This is a genomic window from Rhodoferax sp. WC2427, assembly GCF_040822085.1.
In the GTDB taxonomy this organism is placed as follows: domain Bacteria; phylum Pseudomonadota; class Gammaproteobacteria; order Burkholderiales; family Burkholderiaceae_C; genus Rhodoferax_B.
The window spans coordinates 2,115,707-2,141,315 of record NZ_CP162006.1 but is presented as its reverse complement, the minus strand read 5'-3'; the positions used below and the strand labels follow the sequence as shown (position 1 = coordinate 2,141,315).

Annotated in this window: 24 protein-coding genes and 1 other RNA gene; 6 read left to right on the top strand and 19 right to left on the bottom strand. The window is 65.0% G+C overall.

Annotated features, from left to right (window positions below; genetic code table 11):
- Nucleotides 1–37 precede the first annotated feature (37 nt).
- Complete coding sequence (locus AB3G31_RS10140) at nt 38–1,030, top strand: ABC transporter substrate-binding protein (protein ID WP_367850047.1); 993 nt, start codon at nt 38–40, stop codon at nt 1,028–1,030.
- Nucleotides 1,031–1,039: 9 nt separating this feature from the next.
- Complete coding sequence (locus AB3G31_RS10135) at nt 1,040–1,855, top strand: class II aldolase/adducin family protein (RefSeq protein WP_367850046.1); 816 nt, start codon at nt 1,040–1,042, stop codon at nt 1,853–1,855.
- Between the two features lie 95 nt (nt 1,856–1,950).
- On the opposite strand, the gene AB3G31_RS10130 is transcribed toward AB3G31_RS10135, so the two are convergent.
- The 7 genes from AB3G31_RS10130 to AB3G31_RS10100 all read right to left on the bottom strand — a co-directional run bounded on the left by AB3G31_RS10130 (nt 1,951) and on the right by AB3G31_RS10100 (nt 9,406).
- Nucleotides 1,951–2,904 carry a branched-chain amino acid ABC transporter permease gene (locus AB3G31_RS10130; RefSeq protein ID WP_367850045.1) on the bottom strand — a complete coding sequence of 318 codons (954 nt, stop codon included), beginning with the start codon at nt 2,902–2,904 and terminating at the stop codon, nt 1,951–1,953.
- 82 nt (nt 2,905–2,986) lie between these two features.
- On the bottom strand, nt 2,987–3,871 hold the full coding sequence (locus AB3G31_RS10125; protein WP_367850044.1) for a branched-chain amino acid ABC transporter permease: 885 nt from the start codon (nt 3,869–3,871) through the stop codon (nt 2,987–2,989).
- Nucleotides 3,872–3,934: 63 nt separating this feature from the next.
- The gene (locus tag AB3G31_RS10120; protein WP_367850043.1) at nt 3,935–5,149 is read right to left on the bottom strand and encodes an ABC transporter substrate-binding protein; all 1,215 of its coding nucleotides are present in this window, start codon (nt 5,147–5,149) and stop codon (nt 3,935–3,937) included.
- Between the two features lie 63 nt (nt 5,150–5,212).
- Entirely contained in the window at nt 5,213–5,932 is a 720-nt protein-coding gene (locus AB3G31_RS10115) for an ABC transporter ATP-binding protein (protein WP_367850042.1), read from the bottom strand.
- Nucleotides 5,929–6,681, bottom strand: coding sequence for an ABC transporter ATP-binding protein (locus AB3G31_RS10110; RefSeq protein WP_367850041.1), 753 nt, complete (start codon nt 6,679–6,681; stop codon nt 5,929–5,931). Before AB3G31_RS10110 ends, AB3G31_RS10115 begins: the two co-directional genes overlap by 4 nt.
- A gap of 7 nt (nt 6,682–6,688) precedes the next feature.
- Nucleotides 6,689–8,326: an acyl-CoA synthetase gene (locus AB3G31_RS10105; protein WP_367850040.1), complete on the bottom strand. Its 1,638-nt coding sequence runs from the start codon at nt 8,324–8,326 to the stop codon at nt 6,689–6,691.
- Between the two features lie 219 nt (nt 8,327–8,545).
- Complete coding sequence (locus AB3G31_RS10100) at nt 8,546–9,406, bottom strand: LysR substrate-binding domain-containing protein (RefSeq protein ID WP_367850039.1); 861 nt, start codon at nt 9,404–9,406, stop codon at nt 8,546–8,548.
- A 107-nt stretch (nt 9,407–9,513) separates the two neighbouring features.
- Here AB3G31_RS10100 and AB3G31_RS10095 point away from each other — a divergent pair, with 107 nt between their 5' ends.
- Nucleotides 9,514–10,215 (top strand): haloacid dehalogenase type II, encoded by a 702-nt coding sequence (locus tag AB3G31_RS10095; protein ID WP_367850038.1) that lies wholly within the window; start codon nt 9,514–9,516, stop codon nt 10,213–10,215.
- A 60-nt stretch (nt 10,216–10,275) separates the two neighbouring features.
- Here AB3G31_RS10095 and AB3G31_RS10090 read toward each other — a convergent pair whose 3' ends face one another.
- The 4 genes from AB3G31_RS10090 to AB3G31_RS10075 are packed head-to-tail and all read right to left on the bottom strand — an operon-like array spanning nt 10,276 to nt 14,200.
- Entirely contained in the window at nt 10,276–11,448 is a 1,173-nt protein-coding gene (locus AB3G31_RS10090) for a PHB depolymerase family esterase (RefSeq protein WP_367850037.1), read from the bottom strand.
- A gap of 38 nt (nt 11,449–11,486) precedes the next feature.
- A complete protein-coding gene (gene sbcB, locus AB3G31_RS10085; protein ID WP_367850036.1) occupies nt 11,487–12,932 on the bottom strand; it encodes an exodeoxyribonuclease I in 1,446 nt (481 codons plus the stop codon).
- An 8-nt stretch (nt 12,933–12,940) separates the two neighbouring features.
- Nucleotides 12,941–13,390 (bottom strand): ribonuclease HI, encoded by a 450-nt coding sequence (rnhA, locus tag AB3G31_RS10080; RefSeq protein ID WP_367850035.1) that lies wholly within the window; start codon nt 13,388–13,390, stop codon nt 12,941–12,943.
- Between the two features lie 48 nt (nt 13,391–13,438).
- Nucleotides 13,439–14,200 (bottom strand): methyltransferase domain-containing protein, encoded by a 762-nt coding sequence (locus tag AB3G31_RS10075; protein WP_367850034.1) that lies wholly within the window; start codon nt 14,198–14,200, stop codon nt 13,439–13,441.
- 19 nt (nt 14,201–14,219) lie between these two features.
- Here AB3G31_RS10075 and gloB point away from each other — a divergent pair, with 19 nt between their 5' ends.
- Both gloB and AB3G31_RS10065 read left to right on the top strand, forming a co-directional pair.
- Nucleotides 14,220–14,990: a hydroxyacylglutathione hydrolase gene (gloB, locus tag AB3G31_RS10070; RefSeq protein ID WP_367850033.1), complete on the top strand. Its 771-nt coding sequence runs from the start codon at nt 14,220–14,222 to the stop codon at nt 14,988–14,990.
- Nucleotides 14,987–16,585, top strand: coding sequence for a transglycosylase SLT domain-containing protein (locus AB3G31_RS10065; RefSeq protein ID WP_367850032.1), 1,599 nt, complete (start codon nt 14,987–14,989; stop codon nt 16,583–16,585). Before gloB ends, AB3G31_RS10065 begins: the two co-directional genes overlap by 4 nt.
- Before the next feature lie 75 nt (nt 16,586–16,660).
- Here AB3G31_RS10065 and AB3G31_RS10060 read toward each other — a convergent pair whose 3' ends face one another.
- The 8 genes from AB3G31_RS10060 to gudD all read right to left on the bottom strand — a co-directional run bounded on the left by AB3G31_RS10060 (nt 16,661) and on the right by gudD (nt 25,306).
- The gene (locus AB3G31_RS10060) at nt 16,661–17,704 is read right to left on the bottom strand and encodes an ABC transporter substrate-binding protein (protein ID WP_367850031.1); all 1,044 of its coding nucleotides are present in this window, start codon (nt 17,702–17,704) and stop codon (nt 16,661–16,663) included.
- Nucleotides 17,705–17,816: 112 nt separating this feature from the next.
- Nucleotides 17,817–18,407: a recombination mediator RecR gene (gene recR, locus AB3G31_RS10055; RefSeq protein WP_367850030.1), complete on the bottom strand. Its 591-nt coding sequence runs from the start codon at nt 18,405–18,407 to the stop codon at nt 17,817–17,819.
- Between the two features lie 78 nt (nt 18,408–18,485).
- Nucleotides 18,486–18,818, bottom strand: a complete 333-nt coding sequence (locus tag AB3G31_RS10050; RefSeq protein WP_367850029.1) for a YbaB/EbfC family nucleoid-associated protein — start codon at nt 18,816–18,818, stop codon at nt 18,486–18,488.
- A gap of 26 nt (nt 18,819–18,844) precedes the next feature.
- Nucleotides 18,845–20,575 carry a DNA polymerase III subunit gamma/tau gene (gene dnaX, locus AB3G31_RS10045; RefSeq protein ID WP_367850028.1) on the bottom strand — a complete coding sequence of 577 codons (1,731 nt, stop codon included), beginning with the start codon at nt 20,573–20,575 and terminating at the stop codon, nt 18,845–18,847.
- Between the two features lie 42 nt (nt 20,576–20,617).
- Complete coding sequence (locus tag AB3G31_RS10040; RefSeq protein WP_367850027.1) at nt 20,618–21,898, bottom strand: glycerate kinase; 1,281 nt, start codon at nt 21,896–21,898, stop codon at nt 20,618–20,620.
- Between the two features lie 16 nt (nt 21,899–21,914).
- Nucleotides 21,915–22,820, bottom strand: coding sequence for a 2-hydroxy-3-oxopropionate reductase (locus tag AB3G31_RS10035; RefSeq protein WP_367850026.1), 906 nt, complete (start codon nt 22,818–22,820; stop codon nt 21,915–21,917).
- A gap of 192 nt (nt 22,821–23,012) precedes the next feature.
- Nucleotides 23,013–23,801 (bottom strand): HpcH/HpaI aldolase/citrate lyase family protein, encoded by a 789-nt coding sequence (locus AB3G31_RS10030; RefSeq protein ID WP_367850025.1) that lies wholly within the window; start codon nt 23,799–23,801, stop codon nt 23,013–23,015.
- 170 nt (nt 23,802–23,971) lie between these two features.
- Nucleotides 23,972–25,306, bottom strand: a complete 1,335-nt coding sequence (gene gudD, locus AB3G31_RS10025; RefSeq protein WP_367850024.1) for a glucarate dehydratase — start codon at nt 25,304–25,306, stop codon at nt 23,972–23,974.
- Nucleotides 25,307–25,497: 191 nt separating this feature from the next.
- On the opposite strand from gudD, the gene ffs reads away from it, so the two are divergent.
- Nucleotides 25,498–25,593: signal recognition particle sRNA small type (gene ffs, locus AB3G31_RS10020), an RNA gene on the top strand.
- Nucleotides 25,594–25,609: the final 16 nt, after the last annotated feature.

The following is a 25,609-nucleotide window of genomic DNA, read 5'->3' as shown; positions in this document are numbered from 1 at the left end:
GTTGGCTATTCGCAGGCTGCGGGTTACCTTGCAGGCCATGCAAAACCCTCTCCTCACCCGCCGCCAATGGCTGCTGGCCACGGCGGCCACCGCCACCACGTTCGGCACTGCGGCTACCCAAGCCGCCCCCTCCACCACCCAGGACCTGCGCGGCGTGACGCTGCGCGTGGGCACCTACAAAGGCCTGTGGCGGCCCTTGCTGCAGGCCTCGGGCCAGGCCGACACGCCCTACAAGATCGACTGGCGCGAGTTCAACAACGGCGTGCTGCACATCGAGGCCATCAACGGCGACGCGCTGGACCTGGGCTCGGGCAGCGAGATCCCCGCGGTGTTTGCGGCACGGCAAAAGGCCAGCGTGCGCTTTGTCGCCGTGACCCACGAGGACCTGAACAACCAGGCCACGCTGGCGCGCAAAGACGCGCCCATCCGCAGCATGGCCGACTTCAAGGGCAAGCGCATCGGCTACGTGCGCGCCACCACCGCGCACTACTACCTAGCCAAGCAACTGGCCGAGGCCGGGCTGTCGTTTGGCGATATCGACGCGGTCAGCCTGAGCCCTGCGGACGGCCTGTCGGCCTTTGCCCGCGGCGACCTGGATGCCTGGGCCATCTACGGCTACAACGGCCAGCTGGCCCGCACCCAGTACGGCGCGCGCACCATCAAGACGGCGGTGGGCTACCTGTCGGGCAACTTCCCCATCTACGCCAACCCGCGCACCCTGGACGACACGCCGCGTGCTGCCGCCATCGGCGACCTGCTGCAGCGCCTGCAACGCGCGTTTGCCTGGAGCAACAGCCACTACCTGGCCTATGCCCAGGCCCAGTCCGCCGAAACCCGGGTGCCGGTGGGCGACCTGGTGGAGCTGTTCAACCGCCGCAGCGGCGACTACAGCCTGGCCGCGGTGGATGAGAGCGTGCTGCGCAGCCACCAGGACGTGGCCGACACCTTTGTGAAGCTGGGCGTGCTGGACGGCCCGGCCCAGGTGCGCCCGCTGTGGGACCGCCGTTTTAATCCTTTGCTTACCTCTTGAAAGACCCCCATGAGCGCCGTTTTATCCATGGACCGCAACGCATTGCAGTTGAATCCACACCCGGAGCAAAAGTTCTGGTTCGACCCCATCCCGCCGCGCACCAGCATCGCCGCCGAGCGCCGCCACCGGCAGGAGCGCCTGGCCGGAGCGTTCCGGCTGTTTGCCCGCTTCGGCTTTGCCCAGGGCCTGGCCGGGCACATCACCGCCCGCGACCCGGAGCTGACCGACCACTTTTGGGTGAACCCGCTGGGCGTGCACTTCTCGCGCATCAAGGTGTCGGACCTGTTGCTGGTCAACAGCCGGGGCGAAACAGTCATTGGCGACCGGCCCCTGAACAAGGCCGCGTTTGCCATCCACGCCGCCATCCACGAGCACAACCCGAACGTCATTGCCGCCGCCCACACCCATTCCACCTATGGCAAGGCCTGGTCTACCCTGGGCCGCCCGCTGGACACGCTGACGCAAGACGCCTGCGTGTTCCACGGCGACGTGGCGCTGTTTGACGACTTCACCGGCATGGTGGTGGATGAGAGCGAGGGGCTGCGCATTGCCCGCGCTCTGGGCGACCGCAAAGGCGCGATTTTGAAGAACCACGGCATCCTGAGCGCCGGGCCTACGGTGGAGGCCGCCGCCTGGTGGTACATCGCGCTAGACAACGCCTGCCACACCCAGCTGCTGGCCGAGGCCGCCGGCACGCCGCAGCCCATCGACGAAGCCACCGCCCGCCACACCCACAGCCAGATCGGCAAGCCCGAGGGGGCGCTGCATGCGTTTGAGAGCCTGTACGCAGGGCTGGTGGAAGCCGAGCCCGAATTATTGGAATAAGGGCCTATTTTTCAACGATGGAATAAGGCTCTACCGCTTATTCCATCAGCGTGACAAGCTCCTGTTTTTGACATCAAAAACAGGAGCAACCGCCTTCAATGCCCGGCCGGACCCGCTGCCGGCTTCTTGCCAAACAAGGCCCCAATCTCGCCCACCACGCCACGGCGGAACAGCAGCACGCAGATCACAAAGATGGCGCCCATGATCACCGTGACCCAGGAGCCCACCTTGTCGGCCAGCAGGTCTTCCAGGCTGACGATGGTGATGGCACCGGCCACCGGGCCGAGGATGGTGCCCAGGCCGCCGAGCAGCGTCATCAGCACCACCTGGCCCGAGGTGTGCCAGTGCACGTCGGCCAGCGAGGCCAACTGGAACACCAGCGACTTCATCGAACCCGCCAGACCGGCCAGCGAGGCCGAGATCACGAACGCCAGCAGCTTGAAGCGGGCCACGTCGTAGCCCAGCGAGGTGGCGCGCGGCTCGTTGTCGCGGATGGCCTTGAGGATCTGGCCGAACGGCGAATGGATGGTGCGGTGGATCAGCCAGAAGCCGCCCATGAACACCGCAAACACAAAGAAGTACATGGCGATGTTGTCCGACATGTCCACCAGGCCAAACAGCTTGCCGCGCGGAATGCCCTGCATGCCGTCTTCACCACCGGTAAATGGCATCTGCACCGCCACAAAGTACACCAGCTGGGCCAGGCCCAGGGTGATCATGGCGAAGTAGATGCCCTCGCGGCGGATCGCCAGCATGCCAAACAAGGCCCCCAGCACGCCGCCAAACGCCGCCCCGGCCAGCAGGCCCAGCTCGGGCGACAGGCCCAGGTCGCGGCACAGGTAGCCGGTGATGTAGGCCGAGCCGCCAAAGAAAGCGGCATGCCCAAACGACAGCAGCCCGGCAAAGCCCAGCAGCAGGTTGAAGGCGCAGGCAAACAGCGCGAAGCACAGCACCTTCATCAAAAACGTGGGGTACAGCACGAAGGGTGCGATGCAGCCCACCACGATCAGGCCTCCAAACATCCACAGGGTGCGTTGGCGTTCAGTCATAGCGTTCATTACGTTCAATTCCTGCTTGTAACTTTCATGGACTCGGATGCAGAGCACTCCGAGCCATGAAAGTTGTTTCACGTTAAGCTTGTTTGCCGAACAGGCCTGCGGGCTTGACCAGCAGCACCAGCACCATCACCACAAAAATCACCACCGCCGAAGCCTCGGGGTAGAACACCTTGGTCAGCCCCTCCACCACGCCCAGGCCCAGCCCGGTGAGGATGGAGCCCAGGATGGAGCCCATGCCACCAATCACCACGACCGCAAACACCACGATGATCAGGTTGGAGCCCATCACCGGGTTCACCTGCATGATGGGCGCGGCCAGCACCCCGGCAAAGGCCGCCAGCGCGGCCCCCACGGCGTAGGTGGCCGTGAGCAGCACTGGCACATTGATGCCCAGGGCCTGCACCAGGTCGGGCCGCTGGGTGGCGGCACGCAGAGTGGCACCCAGGCTGGTGCGCTCGATGGCGTACCAGGCGCTGAAGCACACGGCCATGGCGGCCACCACCACCCAGGCCCGGTAGATCGGCAGGTACATGAAGCCCAGGTTGATGCCGCCTTGCAGCAGCTCGGGTACCTCGTAGGACGAGCCGGACACGCCGAAGTAATTTTTGAACACGCCCTCGGCCACCAGCGCCAGGCCAAAGGTCAGCAGCAGGCCGTACAGGTGGTCCAGCTTGTAGAGGTGGCGCAGCATGGTGCGCTCGATGACCACCGCCACCGCCCCCACCGCCAGCGGCGACAGGATCAGCGACCACCAGTAGCCAATGCCCAGCCAGGTCAGCGCCATCCAGGCCACGAACGCGCCCACCATGTACTGCGCACCGTGGGCAAAATTGATGATGTTGAGCAGGCCAAAAATGATGGCCAGGCCCAAGCTCAGGATGGCATAAAACGAGCCGTTGATCAGCCCCAGCAGCAGCTGGCCGAAAAACGCGGGTGACGGTATGCCGAAGATTTCCATAACGGGTGTTTCCCCATGTAGCGCGAAAAGATCCGGGGCCGCAAGGGCCCCGGGGGAATCAACTTACTTCTTGATCAGCGGGCAACGCGACGCCGACAGCGGCTGGAAGGCCTCGGCCGCAGGAATCACGGCCTTCACCTTGTAGTAATCCCATGGTGTCTTCGATTCGGCCGGGGTCTTGACCTGCAGCAGGTACATGTCGTGGACCATGCGGCCATCGTCGCGGATCGTGCCGTTCTTGGCAAAGAAGTCGTTGACCGGCATCTTCTTCATCTGCGCCATCACCTTGGCGGTGTCGTCGCTGTTGATGGCCTTGACCGCCTTCAGGTAGTGCATGGTGGACGAGTACTGGCCGGCCTGCACCATGGTGGGCATGCGTTTATGCAGTGCGAAGAAGCGCTTGGACCAGGCCCGGGTTTCCTCGTTCAGGTCCCAGTAGAAGCCTTCGGTGAGGTACATGCCTTGGGTGGTTTTGAGGCCCAGGGCGTGGATGTCGGTGATGAACATCAGCAAACCGGCCAATTGCTGCTTGGGGGTGATGCCAAACTCGGACGCCTGCTTGATCGAGTTGACGGTGTCGCCGCCCGCATTGGCCAGGCCGATGATCTGCGCGCCCGAGGACTGCGCCTTCAGCAGAAAGGACGAAAAGTCCGAGGTGGGGAACGGGTGGCGCACGCTGCCCACCACTTCGCCGCCGTTGGCCTTGACCACATCGGCGGCGTCTTTTTCCAGCGCCTGGCCGAAGGCGTAGTCGGCCGTCAGAAAGAACCACTTCTTGCCGCCAGCCTTGGTGACGGCCTTGCCGGTGCCATTGGCCACGGCATAGGTGTCGTAGGTCCAGTGCACGGTGACGTCGTTGCAGGCTTCGTTGGTGATGGCGGTGGAGCCTGCACCGTTGATGATGGCGATGCGGTTCTTTTCCTTGGCGATCTTTTGCACCGCCAGCGCGGTGGACGAGGTGACCATTTCGGTGATCACGTCGACCTTGTCACGCTCGATCCATTCACGCGCCTTGTTGCTGGAGATGTCGCCCTTGTTCTGGTGGTCGGCGGAGACCATTTCCACCTTGAAGGTAGGCTTTTCGGCGGCCACGAAGTCGTCGATGGCCATCTTGGTGGCGATCACGGTGCCGGGTCCGGCCAGGTCGGAATAGGTGCCCGACAGGTCGGTCAGCACGCCGATCTTGACCACGCCATCCGACACCTGCGCCTGGGCGGCGGTGGCCAAAAACATCGATAAGCCAACAGCCTGGGCAAGGGGTTTTAGTTTGAATTGCATGGTTAGTCTCCTCTGGTCTACATTGAAAAATGGAATCACACCCCAACGGCTGTGAATGCCCGTCTAAACACCGAGCAATGCTTGCATCTCGCTGGTCTTGGCTGCCAGCTCATCCTTGTGCACCACCATGGCCACCTGGCCATGCTCCAGCACGTAATGCCGGTCCGCCAACGGGGCGGCAAAGCGGAAGTTTTGCTCCACCAGCACGATGGTGTAGCCACGGGACTTGAGCAGGCGGATCACCTCGCCCAGCTTTTTGACAATCACCGGGGCCAGGCCTTCGGTGATTTCGTCGAGCAGCAGGGTTTTGGCACCGGTGCGCAAGATGCGCGCCATGGCCAGCATCTGCTGCTCGCCGCCCGACAAACGGGTGCCGGGGCTGTTGCGCCGCTCCAGCAGGTTGGGAAACACGGTGTAGATCTCGTCCAGCGTCATGCCGCCGGGCGCCACGATGGGTGGCAGCAGCAGGTTCTCCTCGGTGGACAGACCGGCAAAGATGCCGCGCTCTTCCGGGCAAAAGCCCACGCCCAGGCGGGCGATACGGTGCGGCGCCAGACCGGTGATCTCCTGGCCGTTGAACTGGATGGAGCCGGTGCGCTTGCCCACCAGGCCCAAAATGGCCTTGAGTGTGGTGGAGCGGCCCGCGCCGTTGCGGCCCAGCAGCGTGACCAGCTCGCCCGCATTCACATGCAGGTCCAGGCCGTGCAGGATGTGCGACTCGCCGTAGTAGGCGTGCAGGCCCTTGAGACGTAGAACTTCTTTTCCGGTATTCACGTCGCTCATGCTTCCACCCCCACATAGGCTTCCAGCACGCGCGGGTCTTTGGACACGGTGGCGTAATTGCCCTCGGCCAGAACGCTGCCGCGCTGCAACACGGTGATGGTGTCGCACAGCGACTCCACCACCGACAGGTTGTGTTCGACCATCAAGATGGTGCGGTTCTTCGACACCTTGCGGATCAGCTCCACCACCCGGCCCACGTCCTCGTGGCCCATGCCCTGGGTGGGTTCGTCCAGCAGCATCAGCTCGGGCTCCAGCGCCAGCGTGGTGGCGATCTCCAGGGCGCGCTTGCGGCCATAGGGCATTTCCACCGCCACGGTGTTGGCGAAGCTTTGCAAATCCACCTCCTCCAGCAGGGCCATGGCACGGCCATTGAGGGCATCCAGCCGCCGCACCGACGACCAGAAGTTGAACGAATCGCCGCGCTTGCGCTGCAGGGCCACGCGCACGTTTTCCAGCGCCGTGAGGTGGCCAAAGGTGGCCGAAATCTGGAACGAACGCACCATGCCCCTGCGCGCCACCTGGATGGGTGTTTCGCGGGTGATATCAACGCCGTTGAACTGGATTTGCCCCTGGGTGGGCTGGATGAACTTGGTCAGCAGGTTAAAGACGGTGGTTTTGCCCGCGCCGTTGGGGCCGATGAGCGCGTGGATGCTGCCGCGCCGGACCTTCAGATCGACCTTGGAGACGGCAGCAAAGCCGAGAAACTCCTTGGTCAGGCCTTGGGTTTGCAAGATGGTGTCGTTCGCCATTCGGTTCCTAGTTTTTTGCGCCGGGGGTCTGCGCGCGGAGTACGAATTTCTGGATTTTGCCGGTCGATGTCTTGGGCAAAGGCCCGAACACCACCCGTTTGGGCACCTTGAAGCGCGCCAGCAGCGTGCGGCAAAACACGATGATGTCTTCCTCGGTGGTCTGGGAATCGGGTTTGAGCTCGACAAACGCGCAGGGCACCTCACCCCATTTTTCGTCCTGCTGGGCCACCACTGCCGCCAGCATCACGGCCGGGTGGCGGTGCAGCACGTCTTCCACCTCGATGCTGGAGATGTTTTCACCGCCCGAGATGATGATGTCCTTGCTGCGGTCCTTGATCTGGGCGTAGCCGTCGGGGTGCATCACCGCGAGGTCGCCGGTGTGGAACCAGCCGCCGGCAAACGCCTCGGCGGTGGCCGCGGGGTTCTTCAGGTATCCCTTCATGACGATGTTGCCGCGGAAGAAAATCTCGCCCATGGTCACGCCGTCGGCGGGCACGGGCTGCAGTGTCTCCGGGTCCAGCACGGCCATGGACTGCTGCAGCGGGTAGGCCACGCCCTGGCGGGCGTTGAGCCGGGCGCGCTCCTCAGGGGGCAGGCCGGTCCAGGCATCTTGCTGGGCACAAACGGCAGCCGGGCCGTAGACCTCGGTGAGGCCGTAGACGTGGGTGATGCGGATCCCGATGCTTTCGCAGCCTTCGATCACGGCGGCGGGCGGCGCGGCCCCGGCAATCAGGCCCTGCACAATGTGGTCGATGCCCTCACGCAGGGCGGCAGGTGCATGCACCAGCATGCTGTAGACGATGGGCGCGCCGCACAGGTGGCTGATGTGGTGCTCGCGGATCAGCGGGAAGATGACCGCCGGGTCCACTCGGCGCAAGCACACGCTGGTGCCCGCCACCAGGGCCATGGTCCAAGGAAAGCACCAGCCGTTGCAATGGAACATGGGCAGCGTCCACAGGTACACCGCGTGGTGCGGCAACTGCCACGACAGCACGTTGTTGGCCGCGTTCAAATACGCGCCGCGGTGGTGGGTGACCACGCCCTTGGGGTTGCCGGTGGTGCCGGAGGTGTAGTTCAGCGCAATCGCGTCCCACTCGTCGGCGGGCAGTTGCCAGGCGAACTGCGGGTCGCCCTGGGCGATGAAGGTTTCGTAGTCCACGTCGCCCAGCGCCTTGCCGGGCGGGGCCAGGTCGTCTTCGACCTCGACCACGAAAGGCCGCTTGTCGCCCAGAATCGCCAGCGCCTTCTCCACAACGGTGGCAAATTCGCGGTCGGTCAGCAGCACCGTGGCCTCGCCGTGCTGCAGCATGAAGGCGATGGCTTCGGCATCGAGCCGGGTGTTCAGGGTGTTGAGCACTGCACCGGCCATGGGTACGCCGAAATGCGCCTCCAGCATGGCGGGCACATTGGGCAGCATCACCGCCACGGTGTCGCCTGGGCCGATGCCTCGGGCTTGCAATGCGCTGGCCAGTTGGCGGCAGCGGGTGTAGGTGGTGGCCCAGGTTTGGCGACGCTCGCCGTAGACCACCGCCAGCCGCTCGGGATAGACATGGGCCGAACGCTCGATGTAGCTCAGCGGCGACAGCGCCACAAAATTGGCGGAATTCTTGTCCAGGCCCTGCTGGTAAGGGTGTGTGCTGCGCATACTCGGCCTCCGTTGCCTGCGCGCCGAAATCCGGTGGCAGGTTTATTTTGTTGGCTGGATTATGGGCGGGGTTTTTTACAAGTTACTGACGGGTTACGGTCAACTTTGTTAGGAGTTTCCCGTAGTTGGCGATTTACAAGAAATCCAGCCCTTGCGCTTATCCCTCCAGCGCAAGCAGCTATTTTTTAAATAGCAAAAATTTTAGAACATACCCAGAACCTATCCAACCCCACCCGCTTGCAGTGCGGCACTGAGATGGTCGGCCAGACTGCGCTGGGCGGCGCCCAGGGGCAGCGCGGCGGCCACCAGGGCCAGCTCGCTGCCGGGCACCTCGGGGTAGCCCTCGGACGGGCCCAGCACCCGGTGCCCGGCAACCATGGCGTTGGTGGGCAAGACGCTGACCGCCAGGCCGGAGGCCACTGCCGCCTGGATGCCGGCCAGGCTGTGGCTGCCGAAGACGATGCGCCAGCGCCTGCCCGCCGTCTCCAGCGCGCGCAGGGCCCGCAGCCGGTAGATGCAGCCGTGCGGAAACAGCGCCAGCGGCACCACCGCATCCGTTGGCAAGGCCTGTGGCCCACCCACCCACACCAGCGGCTCGGGCCAGGACGCAATGCACGGCCCGCTGCCCGGCTCGCGCCGCAGCAAAGCCAGGTCCAGGCCGCCGCTATCCAGGCTGTGCTGCAAATCGCAGCTCAGGCCGCTGCGGGTCTCCAGCCGCACATCCGGCGCAATGGCCAGAAAACTGGACAGGATGGCCGTGATGCGGCGGGCGTCAAAGTCTTCGGGCAGCCCGATGCGCACCGGGGCCAGCGCCGCCGGGCTGGCCAGCGCGTCTTCGGCCTCCTGGGCGATGGCCAGCAGGCGGCGGGCGTACGCAGCCAGCAGCTCGCCGCGCTCGGTGGGGGTGACGTTCTTGCCGGTGCGGTCGCGCAGCAGCAAGGGGTGGCCCACGCTGGCTTCCAGCCGCAGAATCTGCTGGCTGACGGTGGACTGCGTGCGGTGCACGCGCTCGGCGGCACGGGTAAAGCTGCGCTCGTCCACCACGCAGACCAGGGTTTGGAGCAGATCCAGATCGAGCATGGGTTTGTCAGTGGTAAATCAACTTAAAAATCTATATTAAATCAATTTGCAAATATCCGCGGGCTGCCGCACAGTGCGGGCTTCCATAGCCACCACCACCACCGACCATGACCCTGCTCCACACGCCCCGGCCCCAGTGGCTGACCTTTGACTGCTACGGCACCTTGATCCAGTGGGACGAGGGCCTGCAAGCCGTGTTTGCCGAGATCCTGCAGCGCAAAAATGCCCCGCAGATCGATGCCGCCAGGCTGATCGCCCTGCACGACCGGCACGAGCACGCGCTGGAGCAAACCCCGCCGCACCGGTCTTTCCGCGAGGTATCGGGGACTGCGCTGCAGCTGGCGCTGGCCGAGCTGGGCCTGCGCGGCGATGCAGAAGATGCCAACCGCCTCACCGAGCGCATCGGCCAGATGCCGCCGTTTCCCGAGGTGGTGGCCGCACTGCAGCAGCTCAAGGCGCGCGGCTTCAGGCTGTGCATCATTTCCAACACCGACGACGGCATCATCGCGGGCAACGTGGCCCAGTTGGGCGGCACCATCGACCGGGTCATCACCGCCCAGCAAGGCGGGGCCTACAAGCCGTCGCGCCAGTTGTTCGACTACGCGCACACCCAGTTGCAGGTGGCCAAGGAGGACGTGGTGCACATTTGCGCCAGCCCGCACCTGGACCACGCCGCTGCGCGCGACATGGGCTTCAGGTGTGTATGGATAGACCGGGGCCGGCGCAGCCCGCTGCCCGACTACACGCCAGATGCCACGCTGCCCACGCTGGCGGGCGTACCGGCGCTGTTCGACACGCTGGGGTGGTGAGCCATTGAGGCCGCCCGTGCTTATCCAATCGGCACAAGCAGCTATCGAAAAAATAGCAAACTACTTCAGCGTGCGCAGCCGCCGGTGCTTGCTAAAAAACGCCCACAGCAAGGCGCTAGCATCCGGCCCTACACTGTTGTTGAAGCGCAGGGCGCCATCGCCGCCGCTCCAGGCATGCTCCAGCCCGGCGATGCGGTAGACCGACACGATGGGCTTGCGGCCCACCCGGTAGTCCTGCGTCTGGAAGGCGTGGCGCGGGCTGCGGCCCTTGGGCCGCGCGGGGGTATGGACGGTCACCGGCACCAGGTTGGCGATGCCATTGACCCTTAGAAACTGCTGCGCCACTTGGTGCTGGTTGACGATGCGCACCACTTTGTCGGACTCGCCATGCAAGATGATGGCGGGCATGCGCGGGAAGCCGCCCCCCTCTACCGTGGCCTGCACCGCCTGTGCCACATGGGTGCCGCCACCGGTTTGCATGGCACCAAAGGCGCTCATGCGGCTATCGGCCGTGCCAAACACCGGGCAGGAATGCAGGCCCACCGCGGCAATGCGAAACGGGTAGCGCAAAGCAATGATCTGGGCCAACGCCGCACCGGCGGAGATTCCGGCCAGGTACACCCGGCTCGCGTCCAGCCCAAGCTTGGCCACCACCTGGGTGACCATGCCCGCCACCAGGCCCGCCTCGCCGCCACCGTTTTGCGTGGCGCGCTGGTACCACTGCCAGCAGCGGTGGGCATCGATGGTCAGCAGTTGCTGCGGGTACAGCACGGCGAAACCCTTGCGCTGGGCCAGGGCGTTCATGCGGCTGCCTTGGGCAAACTCGGGGGCGGTCTGGGTGCAACCGTGCAGCATGACGACCAACGGCAAGGGCTTGTGGGCCTGCGCCTTGTCGCGCAGCGGCAGGTACAGCCAGTAGGTCATGCGCTGGCCGTTGGGCGCAGCGAAGAACGAGCGGGTCCAGCTGCCGGGCAGGGCCGCGGGTGGCGCGGATTTGGCGGCAGGTTTGGCAGCGGGCTTGGTTCTGGGCTGAGGAGCGGCCTTGGCCGCGGGCCGGGCGGCCGGCTTGGGCGCAGGTTTGGCCGGGGGTTTTGGTGGCGCAAGCGCCTTTTTCACTGCGGCCTTGGTGGCTTTTTTGGTGGCTGCCGTCAAGCTGTGCACCAGCTTGTTCTGCTGGGATTTGGCGATGCGGGTCAGGCTTTTCAACCACAGACTGCTGAGACTTCGGGCCATGGGTGCGGTCTTTCGTGGTGGGGGGTGTGACCGGGTGGTCAGTCGCGGTCGGGGGCAATGGCTTCGGCGTAATCGTACAGGGCACCCAGAATCTCTTCACCGCGCTCGTCGGCGGTTTCGGACAAAGCGTCGATCTCGGCAAACAGGCCTTCGATGGTGCGGGCACCACCCTCGCCGTCAAACAGGCGCGCGGCGCGGTGGGCTTCCCAGCGGGCCGTGTCCTCCGCGCTGAGGGTCACGGGGAAATTACGGGCGCGGTAGCGGAACAGCAACTCGGCCAGGCGCTCGTCGTCGAAGTGGGTGCGGGCCTCGGCCAGCTTTTCGGGCGACAGGGCACGCAGCTCGTTCAGGCGGCGGCGGTCATCGTCTCCCACGAAGCCGCCGTACAGGTCTTCGTCCACGTCCCGGGGGGCCTCTGCCGGGCGGTTGAACACCTCGGGCCAGATGGCGCTCATGTCGGGCAGTGCGCGCACCTGGGCCGCATGGGCGCGCAGCGTGTCGCCCACCAGGCCCCAGCGCTCGGCCAGCGCGGGCGAGAGGGTTTTCAGGTTGGACACCACCATGGGCGACTTGTTCAGGTGGATGGTCTTGATGGGCAGCCGGGCCACGCCCTCGGGCAAATCCTCGGCCTTGCTGAACAGGCGCTGGCGGATGGCATCGGCATCCATCTGGCCCAGCTCGGCCGGGCTGTAGGCCAGGTCCCAGGCGATCAGCTCGTTCTTGTGGTGCGGATGCATGGCCAGCGGCCACATCAGCGCCAGGCAGCCTTGTTTGGCGGGAAACATGCCAGAGATGTGCAAAAACGGCTTGGCCGTCTGCAGCGTGGTAGGCAGGCCCAATTCAGCGGCGACGCGGTCTTTTTTGTGCAAGCCCAGGCAAAAGTCGAACAGGCGCGGCTGGGCCGTGCGGACCAGGCGCGCCAGGGCGATGGTGGCGCGCACGTCGGACAGGGCATCGTGCGCGGCCTCGTGCAGCAGGCCGTTGGCGCGGCTGAGGTCTTCCAGGCGAAAGCTGGGATTGCCGTCGGGCTTGGTCGGCCATTCGATGCCGTCGGGGCGCAGGGCGTAGGCGGTGCGCACCACGTCCAGCAAATCCCAGCGGCCACAGTCGTTTTGCCATTCGCGGGCGTACGGGTCGATCAGGTTGCGCCAGAACAGGTGGCGGGTGATCTCGTCGTCAAAGCGGATGGTGTTGTAGCCCACGCCGATGGTGCCGGGCTGGCTGAAGGCCTGCTCGATGGCGTGGGCAAACGCGGCCTCGGGCACGCCGCGCTGCAGGCAGATCTGCGGGGTGATGCCGGTAATCAGGCAGGACTGCGGGTCGGGCAGAAAGTCGGGCGCGGGCTGGCAGTACAGCATCATCGACGCCCCGATCTCGTTCAGATCGGCATCGGTGCGGATGGCGGCAAACTGGGCCGGGCGGTCCCTGCGGGCGTTGGCGCCGAAGGTTTCATAGTCGTGCCAAAGGAAACTGGGGGCCGCCATGCCTTGAATTACCGTTTGCCCAGGGCGACATCCACGCCGCGGTTGGCCAGGGCATCGGCGCGCTCGTTGCCGGGGTGGCCGGCATGGCCCTTGACCCAGCGCCAGTCGATCTTGTGCCCGGCGGTGTTGACCAGCGCGTCCAGGCGCTGCCACAGGTCAACGTTCTTGACGGGCTCCTTGGAGGCTGTCAGCCAGCCGCGGGCCTTCCAGCCCTTGAGCCATTCGGTCATGCCCTTGAGCACGTACTGGCTGTCGATGTACAGGGTGATGCTGCAGGGCTGCTTCAAGGCGCTCAGGCCCTCGATCACGGCCATCATTTCCATGCGGTTGTTGGTGGTTTCGCGTTCGCCGCCAAACAGTTCTTTCTCGGTGCCGCCCCAGGTGAGCAAAACGCCCCAGCCGCCCGGGCCAGGATTGCCTTTGCAGGCACCGTCGGTATACATATCTACGTGGTTCAAATACAGCTTTCTAAGTCAACTTGCGAATGGTCGTTTTTACCAGATGCTCTAACCGTTACCGTGGTTACCCTTATTGGCGATCGGCACCGGCGCATTGGCCAAAGCCTTGGACACCTTCCAGCGCGGGCCCAGCAAGCGCATGCCGCGCACCCTTTTGACGGCCACCACAAAGTAGACCGAGCCGAAAATCGGCCAATAGCGCTCGCCCGCCGGGTCCATCCAGCGCATGCGCTCCAGCCAGGCGGCGCTGCGGGTTGCAGGCCGGTAGCAGCCAAACTGCACCGACTCCACCTCGAAGCTCAGCAGGCGCAGCCAGTCGCGCAAACGCCAGTAGCCAATCGATTCGCCCACCTCGGGCAGGTAGTTTTCGCCCAGGCCCAAGCGGTACAGCAGCCGGGTGCGGCTTTGGCGCAGGCCCCACAGGCTCATGGGGTTCAGGCCCGCAATCACCACCCGGCCCTCGGGTACCAGCACCCGCTCCACCTCGCGCAGGGTGGCGTGCGGGTCGGGGCTGAGCTCCAGCGTATGGGGCAGCAATAGCAGATCGAGGCTGTTTTCCGAAAACGGCAAGGCCGCAAAGTCACACGCCAGGGTGGGTGCAACCGGATTGGAATCTGTCGCCAAAGGCGCTATGGGGGCATCGGTGGCAAGCCAACGGTGCGGTATGCGGTTATTCTGCAGCCCTGGCAACTCTGGCAGCCCGAGCTGGAGCGCATGGTAGCCAAACACATCGGCGACCGCCTCGTCGAAACGCCCCCGCTCCCAGTCCAGCAGATACCGGCCCGGCGGGGTCGCCAACCACTCGTGCAAACTTATAATTTCACTGCCCATGAACTTGCTTGCCCTGCCTGCTTTTGCCGATAACTACATCTGGATGGTGCACGATGGACAGCGTGCGCTGGTGGTGGACCCGGGCGACGCACAGCCCGTATTTCACGCGCTGCAGCAGCATGGCCTGCAGTTGGAGACCATTCTAGTCACGCACCACCATGCCGACCATGTGGGCGGCGTGGATGCCCTGCGCGATGCCACCGGCGCCACCGTCTACGGTCCAGCCCGTGAAAACATCCCCGCCCCGCTGCACAAGCTGCGCCAGGGCGACCGCATCCAGGCCCTGGGCATCGCCTTCGATGTCATCGACGTGCCGGGCCACACGGCCGGGCACATTGCCTACTTTGCCCCCGAGTGGGACGGCGCGCCCCTGCTGTTTTGCGGCGACACGCTGTTCTCGGGCGGGTGCGGGCGGCTTTTCGAGGGCACGGCAGCGCAAATGCTGGCCTCTTTGTCCACCTTGGCCGCCCTGCCCGGCAACTCCCGGGTATGCTGCACCCACGAATACACATTGGGTAACCTGAAATTTGCGCGTGTTGTGGAACCAGACAACGCCGCACTGGCTCAATACCAAAGCGAGTGCATTGCCAAGCGTGCGGCAGATGTGCCCACACTGCCCTCCAGCATCGCGCTGGAACTTGAAATCAACCCTTTTTTGCGCACCCGCTGTGCGACGGTCCAACGGGCCGCGCAGGCGTTCGATGCCTCCACCTTCGACGAAGCCAGCGTATTGGGCGCACTTCGCACCTGGAAAAACCAGTTTTCATGAAATTCATCCCCCTCGCCGGTCTGTCTCTGCTGCTATGGCTGACAGGCTGCGCCACCGTTGCCAACAAGACCGATGGTGCCGCCAGCACCACGGTGCCGCCTGCCTCGCCCCAGACGGCAGGCATGCAAGGCCCGGTACCGCCCCACACCGCCGTGTACCCCCGCGGTACGCTGCAGCCCATCACCGCCGCCGATGCAGCCTCGCGCGGTGTCGCCCAACTCAAGGCCCCGGCCGACCTGTGGGAGCGCATCCGCCGTGGCTTTGGCATGCCCAATCTGGAAAGCGACCTGGTGGTGGACCGCGAGCAGTGGTACGCCACCCGCCCAGACTACATCCAGCGCATGACCGAGCGCTCCAGCAAGTACCTGTTCCATGTGGTGGAAGAGCTGGAACGCCGCGGCATGCCCACCGAGCTGGCCCTGCTGCCCTACATCGAGAGCGCCTTCAACCCGCAGGCCGTGTCCAGCGCCAAGGCCGCCGGCATGTGGCAATTCATGCCCGCTACCGGCAACTACTTCGAACTCAAGCAAAACATCTTCCGCGATGACCGGCGCGATGTGCTGGCTTCCACCCGCGCCGCCCTGGACTACCTGCAAAAGCTGTACGGCATGTTTGGCGACTGGCAGCTGGCCCTGGCGGCCTACAACTGGGGCGAAGGCAGCGTCAGCCGCGCGATTGCCCGCAACCAGAAACTGGGCCTGGGCATCAGCTACTCCGAGCTGAACATGCCTGCCGAAACCCGGCTGTACGTGCCCAAGCTGCAAGCGGTAAAGAACATCATCGCCAACCCCGACATGTTCCGCACCGAACTGCCGCTGATCGAGAACCACCCCTACTTCCAGAGCGTGGACATCTCCCGCGACATCGACGTGGCGCTGGCGGCCAAGCTGGCCAATGTGAAGCTAGACGACTTCAAGGCCCTCAACCCCTCGGCCCACCGCAACGTGATTCTGGCCGCCGGTACCCCGCAAATTCTGCTGCCCTGGGACAACGCCACCGTCTTCACCCGAAACTTCGACGCCTACAACCAGGGCCAGTACGCCAGCTGGACGGCCTGGACCGTGCCCAGCACCATGAGCGTGAGCACCGCCGCCCAGCAAGTGGGCATGAGCGAATACGACCTGCGCAGCGTCAACAACATCCCGCCGCGCATGCTGATCAAGGCCGGATCGGCCCTGATCGTGCCGCGCTCGGCCAGCATGCAGGACGTGAGCGAGCACGTGGCCGACACCGCCCAGCTCAGCCTGTCGCCCGAGATCGTCAACCGCAAAGCCGCCATCAAGGCCGGCAAACGTGACACCGTGGCCAGCATTGCCAAGCGCTACGGTGTCAGTGCCAGCAATGTGGCCGACTGGAACGACCTCAAGCTCAACGCGGGCTTCAAAGCCGGCCAGCAGGTCGTGCTGTTCCTGCCCGTGCGCATGGCGGCCATGCGCGGTGCAGGCCAGGTCAAAGTGCAGGGCACGGCGCGCAGCACCGAAAAAGCCGCCCCGGCCCCCAAAGGCAAGGTCGCGGCCAGCGCCCGCAGCACCGAAACCCGCAAATCCAGCCGCTCCGACAAAGACAAGGTGGTCAAAATCCCCCGCAAAAAATAGTGCCAAGCTACTATTTTTATAGCTGCTCACGCCCATCCCATAAGCGTAAGACCCTGAATTTTCTTAAGCCTGCATTCAGGCCCTGAAGCGCTCTTTGGCCCTGCGGGCAAAGTCATTGGTGTAGGTCTTGCCCAGATCGATCCGGGCAGCCTTGACCTGCGGATCGAAGCTGCCCAGGGCCGTCAAGGCGGTTTGGGGACCGGCCTCGGGCAGCAGCCCGTCGGGCGAAATCGCCTCGCGGGCCATGTTGAAAGCCGCCAGGTAGGCAGCGCGGTCACCCAGAAAATAGCTTTCGGGCACGACTTTGACGATGTCGCTGGGCCCCGCCGTTTGCAGCCATTTGAGCGCGTGCACTATGGCATTGGTCAGCGCCTGCACGGTGTTGGGGTATTTGCGCACGAACTCCAGCGGAGCGTAGATGCAGGCGGCCGGCATGGCACCGCCAAACACATGCAAGGCGCCTTTCAGCGTACGGGTGTCCGACACAATCCGGATATCGCTTTTTTGCTCCAGCATGCCCATGATCGGATCGGTGTTGCAAATGGCATCGATCTGGCCCGAGCGCAAGGCCCACAGCGCCCCACCCGATGAGCCTATACCCACAAAATGGACCTCGTTCGGGCTCACACCCGCCCGCGCCAGCACCACGTTGGCAACCATGTGCGACGGCGCGCCCAGGGCCGCCACACCGATTTTTTTGCCGCGTAGATCGGCCAGCGCCTGGTAGTAGGGCATGTTGTGGGTGGAAATGCCCAAGGCAATCTGCGGTGCCCGGCCCTGCAGCACAATTGACTGGAGCATTTGGCCTTTGGCCTGGCTGTGGATGGTGTTCTCAAACGCCCCGGCAAACACGTCGGACACGCTGCCTGGCAGCGCCACAGGCGAGCGGGCACCCCCCACCAGGTCGTTGATTTCCACGTCCAGACCCTCGGCCTTGAAGAAGCCCAGTTGGTCGGCAATCGTCAGCGGCAGGTGGCAGAGCGCAGCTTCCCCGTCCACCGCCAGGTTCAGGCGGGTTCTTTCCGGCTTGATCTGGGCGCGGGAGACGGTCGCCTGCAAGCCAGCGGCCAGCAAGGCAGCGGCGACAAAGGTCCGACGCGGAAGGGGATGGATAGACATGCGGGTGGCGTTTGCACCAGCATAAGGCTCATTCATTTGTTACACATTGGGGGCATCCCCGTCCGGGTTTGCCCGTAACACGTTGTTAGAAACGTGTTCGATGGCTTACGAACTAGCGCCGGTCTACAAAGGCGTGGGCGATGGTGCCCAGGTCGACGTACTCCAGCTCGCTGCCTACCGGCACGCCGCGCGCCAGCCGCGTGACCTGCAGACCCCGCGCCTTCAGGGCCACGCTGATCACATGCGCCGTGGCCTCGCCCTCGGCGGTGAAGTTGGTGGCCAAAATCACCTCCTGCACCAGGCCATTGCTGGCCCGGTCGATGAGCTTTTGCAGGCCGATGTCCTTGGGGCCTACCCCGTCCAGCGGGCTGATCTTGCCCATCAGCACAAAGTACAGGCCCTTGAAGGCGGCGGTGCGCTCCACGGCCGACTGGTCGGCCGGGTTCTCCACCACGCACAGCTTGGACGCGTCACGGGTTTCGTCCTGGCAGGTGTCGCAGATATCGTTTTCGGTGAAGGTGTGGCACAGCTCGCAGTGCTTGACGTTGCCCGCCGCCTGCGCCAGGGCCTGGGAAAGCAGCTGGGCGCCCTCGCGGTCGTGCTGCAGCAGGTGAAACGCCATGCGCTGGGCCGACTTGACCCCCACACCGGGCAGGCGGCGCAGGCCCTGGATCAGGGCGTTGAGGGCGCTGGAATCAGCCATCCAAGCCCCTTGCTACATTTTCAGTAGCTGCTCTCGCTGATTGCATAAGCGCTAGAGGCCTGAAAAGCTTAAATTCCATCAGAAGGGGAATTTCATGCCACCGGGCAGGCCGGGCATGCCTGCGGTGAGCTTGCCCATTTTTTCCTGGGTGGTTTCTTCGGCCTTGCGCACGGCGGCGTTGAAGGCGGCGGCCACCAGGTCTTCCAGCATGTCTTTGTCGTCGGCCAGCAGGCTGGGGTCGATGGTGATGCGCTTGACGTCGTGCTTGCAGGTCATCAGCACCTTGACCAGGCCCGCGCCGGACTCACCGGTGACTTCGACAAAAGCCAGTTCGTCCTGGGCTTTTTTCATGTTGTCCTGCATGGCCTGGGCTTGCTTCATGAGGCCGGCGAGTTGTCCTTTGTTGAACATGGTATTTCCTAAGTCAGTAGTTGAAGTTAAAGGGGTTTCAGGGAGCCGGGCACGATTTTCGCGCCGTAGTCCCGCATCAGGGATTGCACCAGCGGGTCGCCCAGGATGATCTCTTCGGCGATACGCTGTTTTTCATTGGCGGCGGCGGCGTTGCGCTTGGCCGGGCTGTCGGCCACGCTGCCGATTTCGATGTCCAGCGTGGCGTTGGGGGTGATGGAGTCCAGGGCCACGCGCAGGCGCTCGCGGCTCATGGGCTGGCTCAGCGATTCACGTTCGATGCGCAGCCGCCAGTTGCCGCCGTCCACCGCCAGCAGTTGCGACTGCAAGGCCAGCTCGCGCACCAGGCCGCTGACGGCATCGGCGGCGATCAGTTGCTGCACGGTGCCATGCCAGTAGTCCCCATCGGCGGTGTGCACCACGGGTGCGGCCACCGGGGCCGGGCGGGCTTGCAGGCGCGGACTGGGTTCGGCCTGCACGCGCACCGGCAATTCCTGCACGACTGGCACGACGGGAGCTGGGGGCGCGGGTGCGGCGACCGGCGGTAGCGCGGGCGGTTCGACGGGTTTAACCGCCACCGCAACAGGCGCGGGCAGCGATAAAGGTGCCCGCAGTGGTTCACTCAGAGTTTTTTTTTCCGCAGACTGGCGCACAGCGCTGCCCGGCTTGAAAGCCAGCAGGCGCAGTAGCACCATGGTCAGGGCGGCGTATTCGTCAGGGGCCAGGCCCAGCTCGGCGCGGCCATGCAGGCACAGGCTGTAGAGCAGCTGGGTTTCATCGGCAGGCATGGCGGCGGCCAAACGGGCGGTGTCGGCGGCTTCGGGGTCGGCCTCATCCACCGGCATGCCGGGCACGGCCTGGAGCACGGCCATGCGCTGCAGCACGTTGGTCATTTCTTCCAGCGTGGAGGCAGCGCTCAGGCCGTTCAGGCGCAGGGCTTCGGCGGTTTCGACCACGGTCTTGCCGTCCCCCTGGGCCAGCGCGTCGACCAGGCGGAATACGTAGCTGCGGTCCACGCTGCCCAGCATCTGGCGCACCGTGGCCTCTTGCAGTTGGCCGTTGCCAAAGGCAATCGCCTGGTCGGTGAGTGACAAGGCATCGCGCATGGAGCCGCGGGCCGCGCGCGACAGCAGGCGCAGCGCACCGGTGTCGGCCTGCACACCCTCGGTAGCCAGCACCTGGGTCAGGTGCGAGAGCACGGTTTCGGGGGCCATGGGCCGCAGGTTGAACTGCAGGCAGCGCGACAGCACGGTGACCGGCACTTTTTGCGGGTCGGTGGTGGCCAGTACAAACTTCAGATATTCGGGCGGCTCTTCCAGGGTCTTCAGCATCGCGTTGAACGCGGTGTTGGTGAGCATGTGCACTTCGTCGATCATGAAGACCTTGAAGCGGCCCTGCACCGGCTTGTACACCGCCTGCTCCAGCAGGGCCTGCACTTCGTCCACGCCCCGGTTGGAGGCGGCATCGAGCTCGGTGTAATCCACAAACCGGCCGCTGTCGATATCGGTACAGGCACTGCACACGCCGCAGGGGGTGGCGGTGATGCCGCCGGTGCCGTCGGGCCCTTGGCAGTTGAGCGACTTGGCCAGGATGCGCGACACCGTGGTCTTGCCCACGCCACGCGTACCCGTGAACAGGTAGGCATGGTGCAGGCGCTGGGTGGTCAGGGCGTTGCTGAGGGCCTGCACCACGTGCTCCTGCCCCACCATTTCAGAGAAATTACGCGGACGGTACTTGCGGGCGAGCACGAGATAAGACATGCGGGGATTCTAAAGGGCTGAATGCCCCCTTTCGGGGCGTGGCTAGCCCTCGACCAGGATCGCCCGAAAGTCGTTCACATTGGTCAGCGTGGGGCCGGTCACCACCGAGTCGCCCAGCGCCTGGAAGAAGCCGTGCCCGTCGTTGTTGTCCAGGCTGCTGCGCGGGTTGGTGCCCAGCGCCCAGGCACGGGCCAGGGTGCTGGGGGTGAGGACGGCCCCGGCGATTTCTTCGGCGCCGTCCACGCCGTCGGTGTCACCCGCCAGTGCGTACACGCCGGGCAGGCCGTTCAGCGCCACCGCCAGCGACAGCAAGAATTCGACGTTGCGCCCTCCCCGGCCCTTGCCACGCAAAGTCACTGTGGTTTCGCCGCCCGACAAGAGCACGCAAGGTGCTTTAAAAGGCTGGCCGTGCACAGCCACCTGGCGGGCGATACCGGCCATGGCCTTGCCCAGGTCGCGGGCTTCGCCCTCCAGGCTGTCGCCCAGGATGTACGGGGTGATGCCGGCATCGCGGGCCACCTGGGCGGCGGCTTCCAGGGCGATTTGCGGCGCGGTGATCATGCGGGTCTGGATGCCTACCAGGCGCGGATCGCCGGGCTTGACCGTCTCACCGGCACCGCTTTCCAGCAGGCTGCGCACGGCGGGTGGCACCGCAATGCGGTAGCGGTCCACGATGGCCAGCGCGTCGGCGCAGGTAGTGGGGTCGGCCACGGTGGGGCCGGAGGCAATGTCGATGGGGTCGTCGCCCGGCACGTCGGAGATCAGCAACGTCAGCACCTGCGCCGGGTGGCACACGGCCGCCAGCCGCCCGCCCTTGAGGCTGGAGAGGTGGCGGCGCACGCAGTTCATTTCGGAAATACTGGCGCCGCTGTGCAGCAGCGCGGTGTTGACGGCCTGCTTGTCGGCCAGCGTCAGGCCCTCGCCGGGGGCCACCAGCAGCGACGAGCCGCCGCCGGAAATCAGCGCAATCACCAGGTCATCGGCCGTCAGGCCCGTCACCAGCTGGCGGATGCGCTGGGCTGCCGCCAACCCGGCCGCATCGGGCACCGGGTGGGCGGCCTGCACGATCTCGATGCGCTCGCACGGCACGTCGTAGCCGTAGCGGGTGACGACCAGGCCTTCCAGCGGACCGCTCCAGTGGTCTTCCAGCGCCCGCGCCATGGCGGCCGAGGCTTTGCCCGCCCCGATGACGATGGTGCGGCCCTTGGGCGGCGGCGGCAGGTGCGGCGGCAGGCACAGCGCGGGCTGGGCGGCGGCCACGGCAGCGTCGAACATGCGGCGCAGCAGCGGGGTGCGGTCGGTGGAGGGGGCGGTGGAAGACATGGGCGCTATCTTAAGTTCAGGCGACGGTGTGGCCCGCCATCAGTTCCAGGCCTTTGACCAGGGCCGAGTGGTCCAGGTCGGCCATGCCGTTGGCAGCGCAGACCTGCATCAGCTGGGCGGCACCGGCGGTTTGCGGCAGGGCCAGACCCAGCTCGCGTGCGCCCTGCAGCGCCAGGCCCAGGTCCTTCTGGTGCAGGCGGATGCGGAAGCCCGGGTCAAATGTGCGCTTGACCATGCGGTCGCCGTGCACTTCCAGAATGCGGCTGGACGCAAAGCCGCCCATCAGCGCCTGGCGCACCTTGGCCGGGTCGGCACCGGCTTTGCTGGCAAACAGCAGGGCCTCGCCCACGGCGGCAATATTGAGCGCCACGATGATCTGGTTGGCCACCTTGGTGGTCTGGCCGTCGCCGTTGCCGCCCACCAGGGTGATGTTCTTGCCCATCAGCTCCAGCAGCGGGCGCACGGTGGCAAAGGCCGCTTCCGAGCCGCCGCACATGATGGTCAGCGAGGCCGCCTTGGCACCCACTTCGCCCCCGGAGACGGGTGCGTCGATGTAGTCGGCGCCCAGGGCGTTGATCTTCAGCGCGAAGGCCTTGGTGGCCATGGGCGAGATGGAGCTCATGTCAACGATGATCTTGCGGCTGTGGCCGTCTTCCATCACGCTGCTGGTGGCCAGGCCGGCGGCAATGCCGTTCTCGCCAAACAGCACGGTTTCCACGTCGGGGGTGTCGGGCACCATGGTGAACACGATGTCGGCCTGGGCCGCCACGGCAGCGCCGCTGTCGCACGCGGTGGCGCTGGATGCGGCAATGTCCGGGTGCGCCTTGTGCAGCGTGTAATAAAACACCTGGTGACCGGCATTGACGAGGTGCAAGGCCATAGGTACGCCCATGATGCCCAAACCGATAAATCCTAATTTCATAGCTGCTCCTGCTGATGGAATGGGCGCTAGCGCCCGTTTTGGTGAAATATTGGCTCACCCCCAGGCTCCGCTACGCTCTTCCAACCCCCTTGCAGGGGGCGATACCAGTGGCCCGGCAAAGCCGGTTCCACGGTATCTCTGGCAGCGTTCGTTCTGGCTAAAACTGGGGGGCCGTCGTTGGAAAAATAATCCTCAATATCCGCCTGCACCGGTAGGTGCGGGCCGGGCGCGCATCTTGGCCACCACCTGCTGGGCTCCGGCGGCCATCAGCCGCGCATCCGAGCTGACGGTGACAAACTGGAAGCCCTTGGCGATGCGGGCCAGCGCGCCGTCGGTGGTGCCGTTGTGGATACCGGCCACCACGCCGTGCGCCTTGGCGCGGGCCAGGATGTGGTCGATCGCCTCGGCGGCCTTGGGGTCGACATCGTCAAACACCGGGCGGCAGCCCAGTGCCAGCGACAGGTCCGACGGGCCGATGTAGATCGCGTCCAGCCCCTCCACCGACAGGATGTCGTCCAGGTTGTCCAGCGCCTTGGCGGTTTCGATCATGGCGAAGGTGACGATGGTGTCGTTGGCGTGCTCGGCGTAGTCGGCCCCGCCGTACAGCGTGGCCCGCACCGGGCCAAAGCTGCGCGTGCCGCGTGGCGCGTAGTGGGTGTAGGCGATGAGTCTTTGCGCATCTTCGCGGGTGTTGACCATGGGGCAGATCACGCCATAGGCGCCCGCATCCAGGGTCTTCATCAGAATGCCGGGCTCCAGCCAGGGCACGCGCACCACCGGCACCGTGTCGGTGGTGGAGATGGCCTGCAACATGGGCACCATGGCCTGGTAGTCCACCATACCGTGCTGCAGGTCGATGGTCAGCGAATCCCAGCCCTGGTGGGCCATGGTCTCGGCGGAAAAGCTGTTGGGAATGGCCAGCCAGCCGTTCACAGCAGCGCCCCCCGATTTCCACAGCGTGCGTAAGCGATTTTCGCGCATGGGATGCTCCTTTGTGCAGGTGGTGCGACTGAAACGGGTGTCAACGCATGATTGGCAGTCATACGTTGTCTGACGACACGACAACTATCGCCGATTTGACGGGTTTAAATATTAGGGTTAACACTAGTTAACCCGTATTTTTGTCCATGTTGTCCGACGACAGATGGGTGTTACCGGTCCAGCGCGGGGCGCTTGGGGTCGAACTTCCAACCCGGCACAAGGCTCTGCATGGCCATGGCGTCGTCGCGCGCGCCCAGGCCGTGTTGCAGGTAGAGCTGGTGGGCTTTTTCCACCTCGGCCATGTCCAGTTCCACGCCCAGGCCGGGCTTTTGAGGCACCTGCACCATGCCACCCTGGATCTGCAGCGGCTCTTTGGTCAGGCGCTGGCCGTCTTGCCAGATCCAGTGGGTGTCGATGGCGGTGACGCGGCCCGGCGCCGCCGCCCCCACGTGGGTAAACATGGCCAGCGACACGTCGAAGTGGTTGTTGGAATGCGAGCCCCAGGTCAGGCCCCAGTCGCGGCAGGTCTGCGCCACCCGCACCGAGCCCGCCATGGTCCAGAAATGCGGGTCGGCCAGCGGAATATCCACCGATTGCAAAGACAAGGCATGGCTCAACTGCCGCCAATCGGTAGCGATCATGTTGGTGGCCGTGGGCAAACCGGTGGCACGGCGGAACTCGGCCATCACCTCGCGGCCCGAGAAGCCGTCTTCGGCGCCGCACGGGTCTTCGGCATAGGCCACCACGCCGCGCATGTCGCGCATCAGGCGCACGGCGTCCTTCAACAGCCAGCCACCATTCGGGTCCAGGGTGACGCGGGCTTCGGGGAAGCGGGCATGCAGCGCGTGCATCGCCTCCACCTCCTCCTCGCCGCGCAGCACGCCGCCCTTGAGCTTGAAGTCGTTGAAGCCATAGCGCTCGCGGGCGGCTTCGGCCAGCCGCACAATCGCCTCGGGGGTCATCGCGGCCTCATGGCGCAGGCGGAACCAGTCGTTGTCGGCACCGGGGTCGGTGGCGTACGGCAAATCGGTTTTCGTGCGGTCGCCTACGTAGAACAGGTAGCCCAGCATCTCCACCGCGTCGCGCTGCTGGCCCTCGCCCAACAGGGCGGCCACCGGCACGTCCAGGTGCTGGCCCAGCAAGTCCAGCAAGGCGGATTCGATGGCGGTGACGGCGTGGATGGTGGTGCGCAGATCAAAAGTTTGCAGGCCGCGCCCACCGGTATCGCGGTCGGCAAACTGCTTTTGCACCTGCTGCAGCACGCGCTGGTGCGAGCCGATGGGCTGGCCCACCACCAAGGCGGCAGCGTCTTCCAGCGTCTGGCGGATTTTTTCGCCGCCGGGCACCTCCCCCACGCCGGTGCGGCCTGCGCTGTCGGTCAGTACCAGCAGATTGCGGGTAAAAAATGGGCTGTGCGCACCGCTGAGGTTGAGCAGCATGCTGTCGCGGCCTGCCACGGGAATAGCGCGCAGGGCGGTGATGACGGGGGTGGAATGGATGGGCATGGGTGTCTCCGTAAATAAAGGGAATAGCGGTTTGGCCAAAACAACGCAATGTTAACGATAACATTTACCCAAAACAAGCCCATCCACCCATCAAACTGGCAAAAACACCACGGCGCAGGCGAATAAACCCACAGACCCAAGGATCACCCAGCCGCTGCAACGGGCTCTTATCCTCGCTTACAATAGCCCTCGACGGACCTTCCCGCATGGTGAAGCGGCCAACCGGGTCAGGTGGGGAACCAAGCAGCCCTAACTGTGGAGCCAGTGCCGGGGTAAGGTTCGTCACCTCTTATTGCTTTCGGG

What these genes read in the sequence shown, in the direction of transcription:
- AB3G31_RS10130 (WP_367850045.1), bottom strand. Translation starts at nt 2,904, where the DNA reads ATGACTGAACGCCAACGCACCCTGTGGATGTTTGGAGGCCTGATCGTG.
- AB3G31_RS10030 (WP_367850025.1), bottom strand. Translation starts at nt 23,801, where the DNA reads ATGCGCGAAAATCGCTTACGCACGCTGTGGAAATCGGGGGGCGCTGCT.
- AB3G31_RS10100 (WP_367850039.1), bottom strand. Translation starts at nt 9,406, where the DNA reads ATGCTCGATCTGGATCTGCTCCAAACCCTGGTCTGCGTGGTGGACGAG.
- AB3G31_RS10125 (WP_367850044.1), bottom strand. Translation starts at nt 3,871, where the DNA reads ATGGAAATCTTCGGCATACCGTCACCCGCGTTTTTCGGCCAGCTGCTG.
- gloB (WP_367850033.1), top strand. Translation starts at nt 14,220, where the DNA reads ATGAACTTGCTTGCCCTGCCTGCTTTTGCCGATAACTACATCTGGATG.
- AB3G31_RS10115 (WP_367850042.1), bottom strand. Translation starts at nt 5,932, where the DNA reads ATGAGCGACGTGAATACCGGAAAAGAAGTTCTACGTCTCAAGGGCCTG.
- gudD (WP_367850024.1), bottom strand. Translation starts at nt 25,306, where the DNA reads ATGCCCATCCATTCCACCCCCGTCATCACCGCCCTGCGCGCTATTCCC.
- AB3G31_RS10060 (WP_367850031.1), bottom strand. Translation starts at nt 17,704, where the DNA reads ATGTCTATCCATCCCCTTCCGCGTCGGACCTTTGTCGCCGCTGCCTTG.
- AB3G31_RS10090 (WP_367850037.1), bottom strand. Translation starts at nt 11,448, where the DNA reads ATGGCCCGAAGTCTCAGCAGTCTGTGGTTGAAAAGCCTGACCCGCATC.
- AB3G31_RS10140 (WP_367850047.1), top strand. Translation starts at nt 38, where the DNA reads ATGCAAAACCCTCTCCTCACCCGCCGCCAATGGCTGCTGGCCACGGCG.
- AB3G31_RS10095 (WP_367850038.1), top strand. Translation starts at nt 9,514, where the DNA reads ATGACCCTGCTCCACACGCCCCGGCCCCAGTGGCTGACCTTTGACTGC.
- AB3G31_RS10110 (WP_367850041.1), bottom strand. Translation starts at nt 6,681, where the DNA reads ATGGCGAACGACACCATCTTGCAAACCCAAGGCCTGACCAAGGAGTTT.
- AB3G31_RS10040 (WP_367850027.1), bottom strand. Translation starts at nt 21,898, where the DNA reads ATGTCTTCCACCGCCCCCTCCACCGACCGCACCCCGCTGCTGCGCCGC.
- AB3G31_RS10035 (WP_367850026.1), bottom strand. Translation starts at nt 22,820, where the DNA reads ATGAAATTAGGATTTATCGGTTTGGGCATCATGGGCGTACCTATGGCC.
- AB3G31_RS10135 (WP_367850046.1), top strand. Translation starts at nt 1,040, where the DNA reads ATGAGCGCCGTTTTATCCATGGACCGCAACGCATTGCAGTTGAATCCA.
- AB3G31_RS10050 (WP_367850029.1), bottom strand. Translation starts at nt 18,818, where the DNA reads ATGTTCAACAAAGGACAACTCGCCGGCCTCATGAAGCAAGCCCAGGCC.
- dnaX (WP_367850028.1), bottom strand. Translation starts at nt 20,575, where the DNA reads ATGTCTTATCTCGTGCTCGCCCGCAAGTACCGTCCGCGTAATTTCTCT.
- AB3G31_RS10105 (WP_367850040.1), bottom strand. Translation starts at nt 8,326, where the DNA reads ATGCGCAGCACACACCCTTACCAGCAGGGCCTGGACAAGAATTCCGCC.
- recR (WP_367850030.1), bottom strand. Translation starts at nt 18,407, where the DNA reads ATGGCTGATTCCAGCGCCCTCAACGCCCTGATCCAGGGCCTGCGCCGC.
- AB3G31_RS10065 (WP_367850032.1), top strand. Translation starts at nt 14,987, where the DNA reads ATGAAATTCATCCCCCTCGCCGGTCTGTCTCTGCTGCTATGGCTGACA.
- sbcB (WP_367850036.1), bottom strand. Translation starts at nt 12,932, where the DNA reads ATGGCGGCCCCCAGTTTCCTTTGGCACGACTATGAAACCTTCGGCGCC.
- AB3G31_RS10120 (WP_367850043.1), bottom strand. Translation starts at nt 5,149, where the DNA reads ATGCAATTCAAACTAAAACCCCTTGCCCAGGCTGTTGGCTTATCGATG.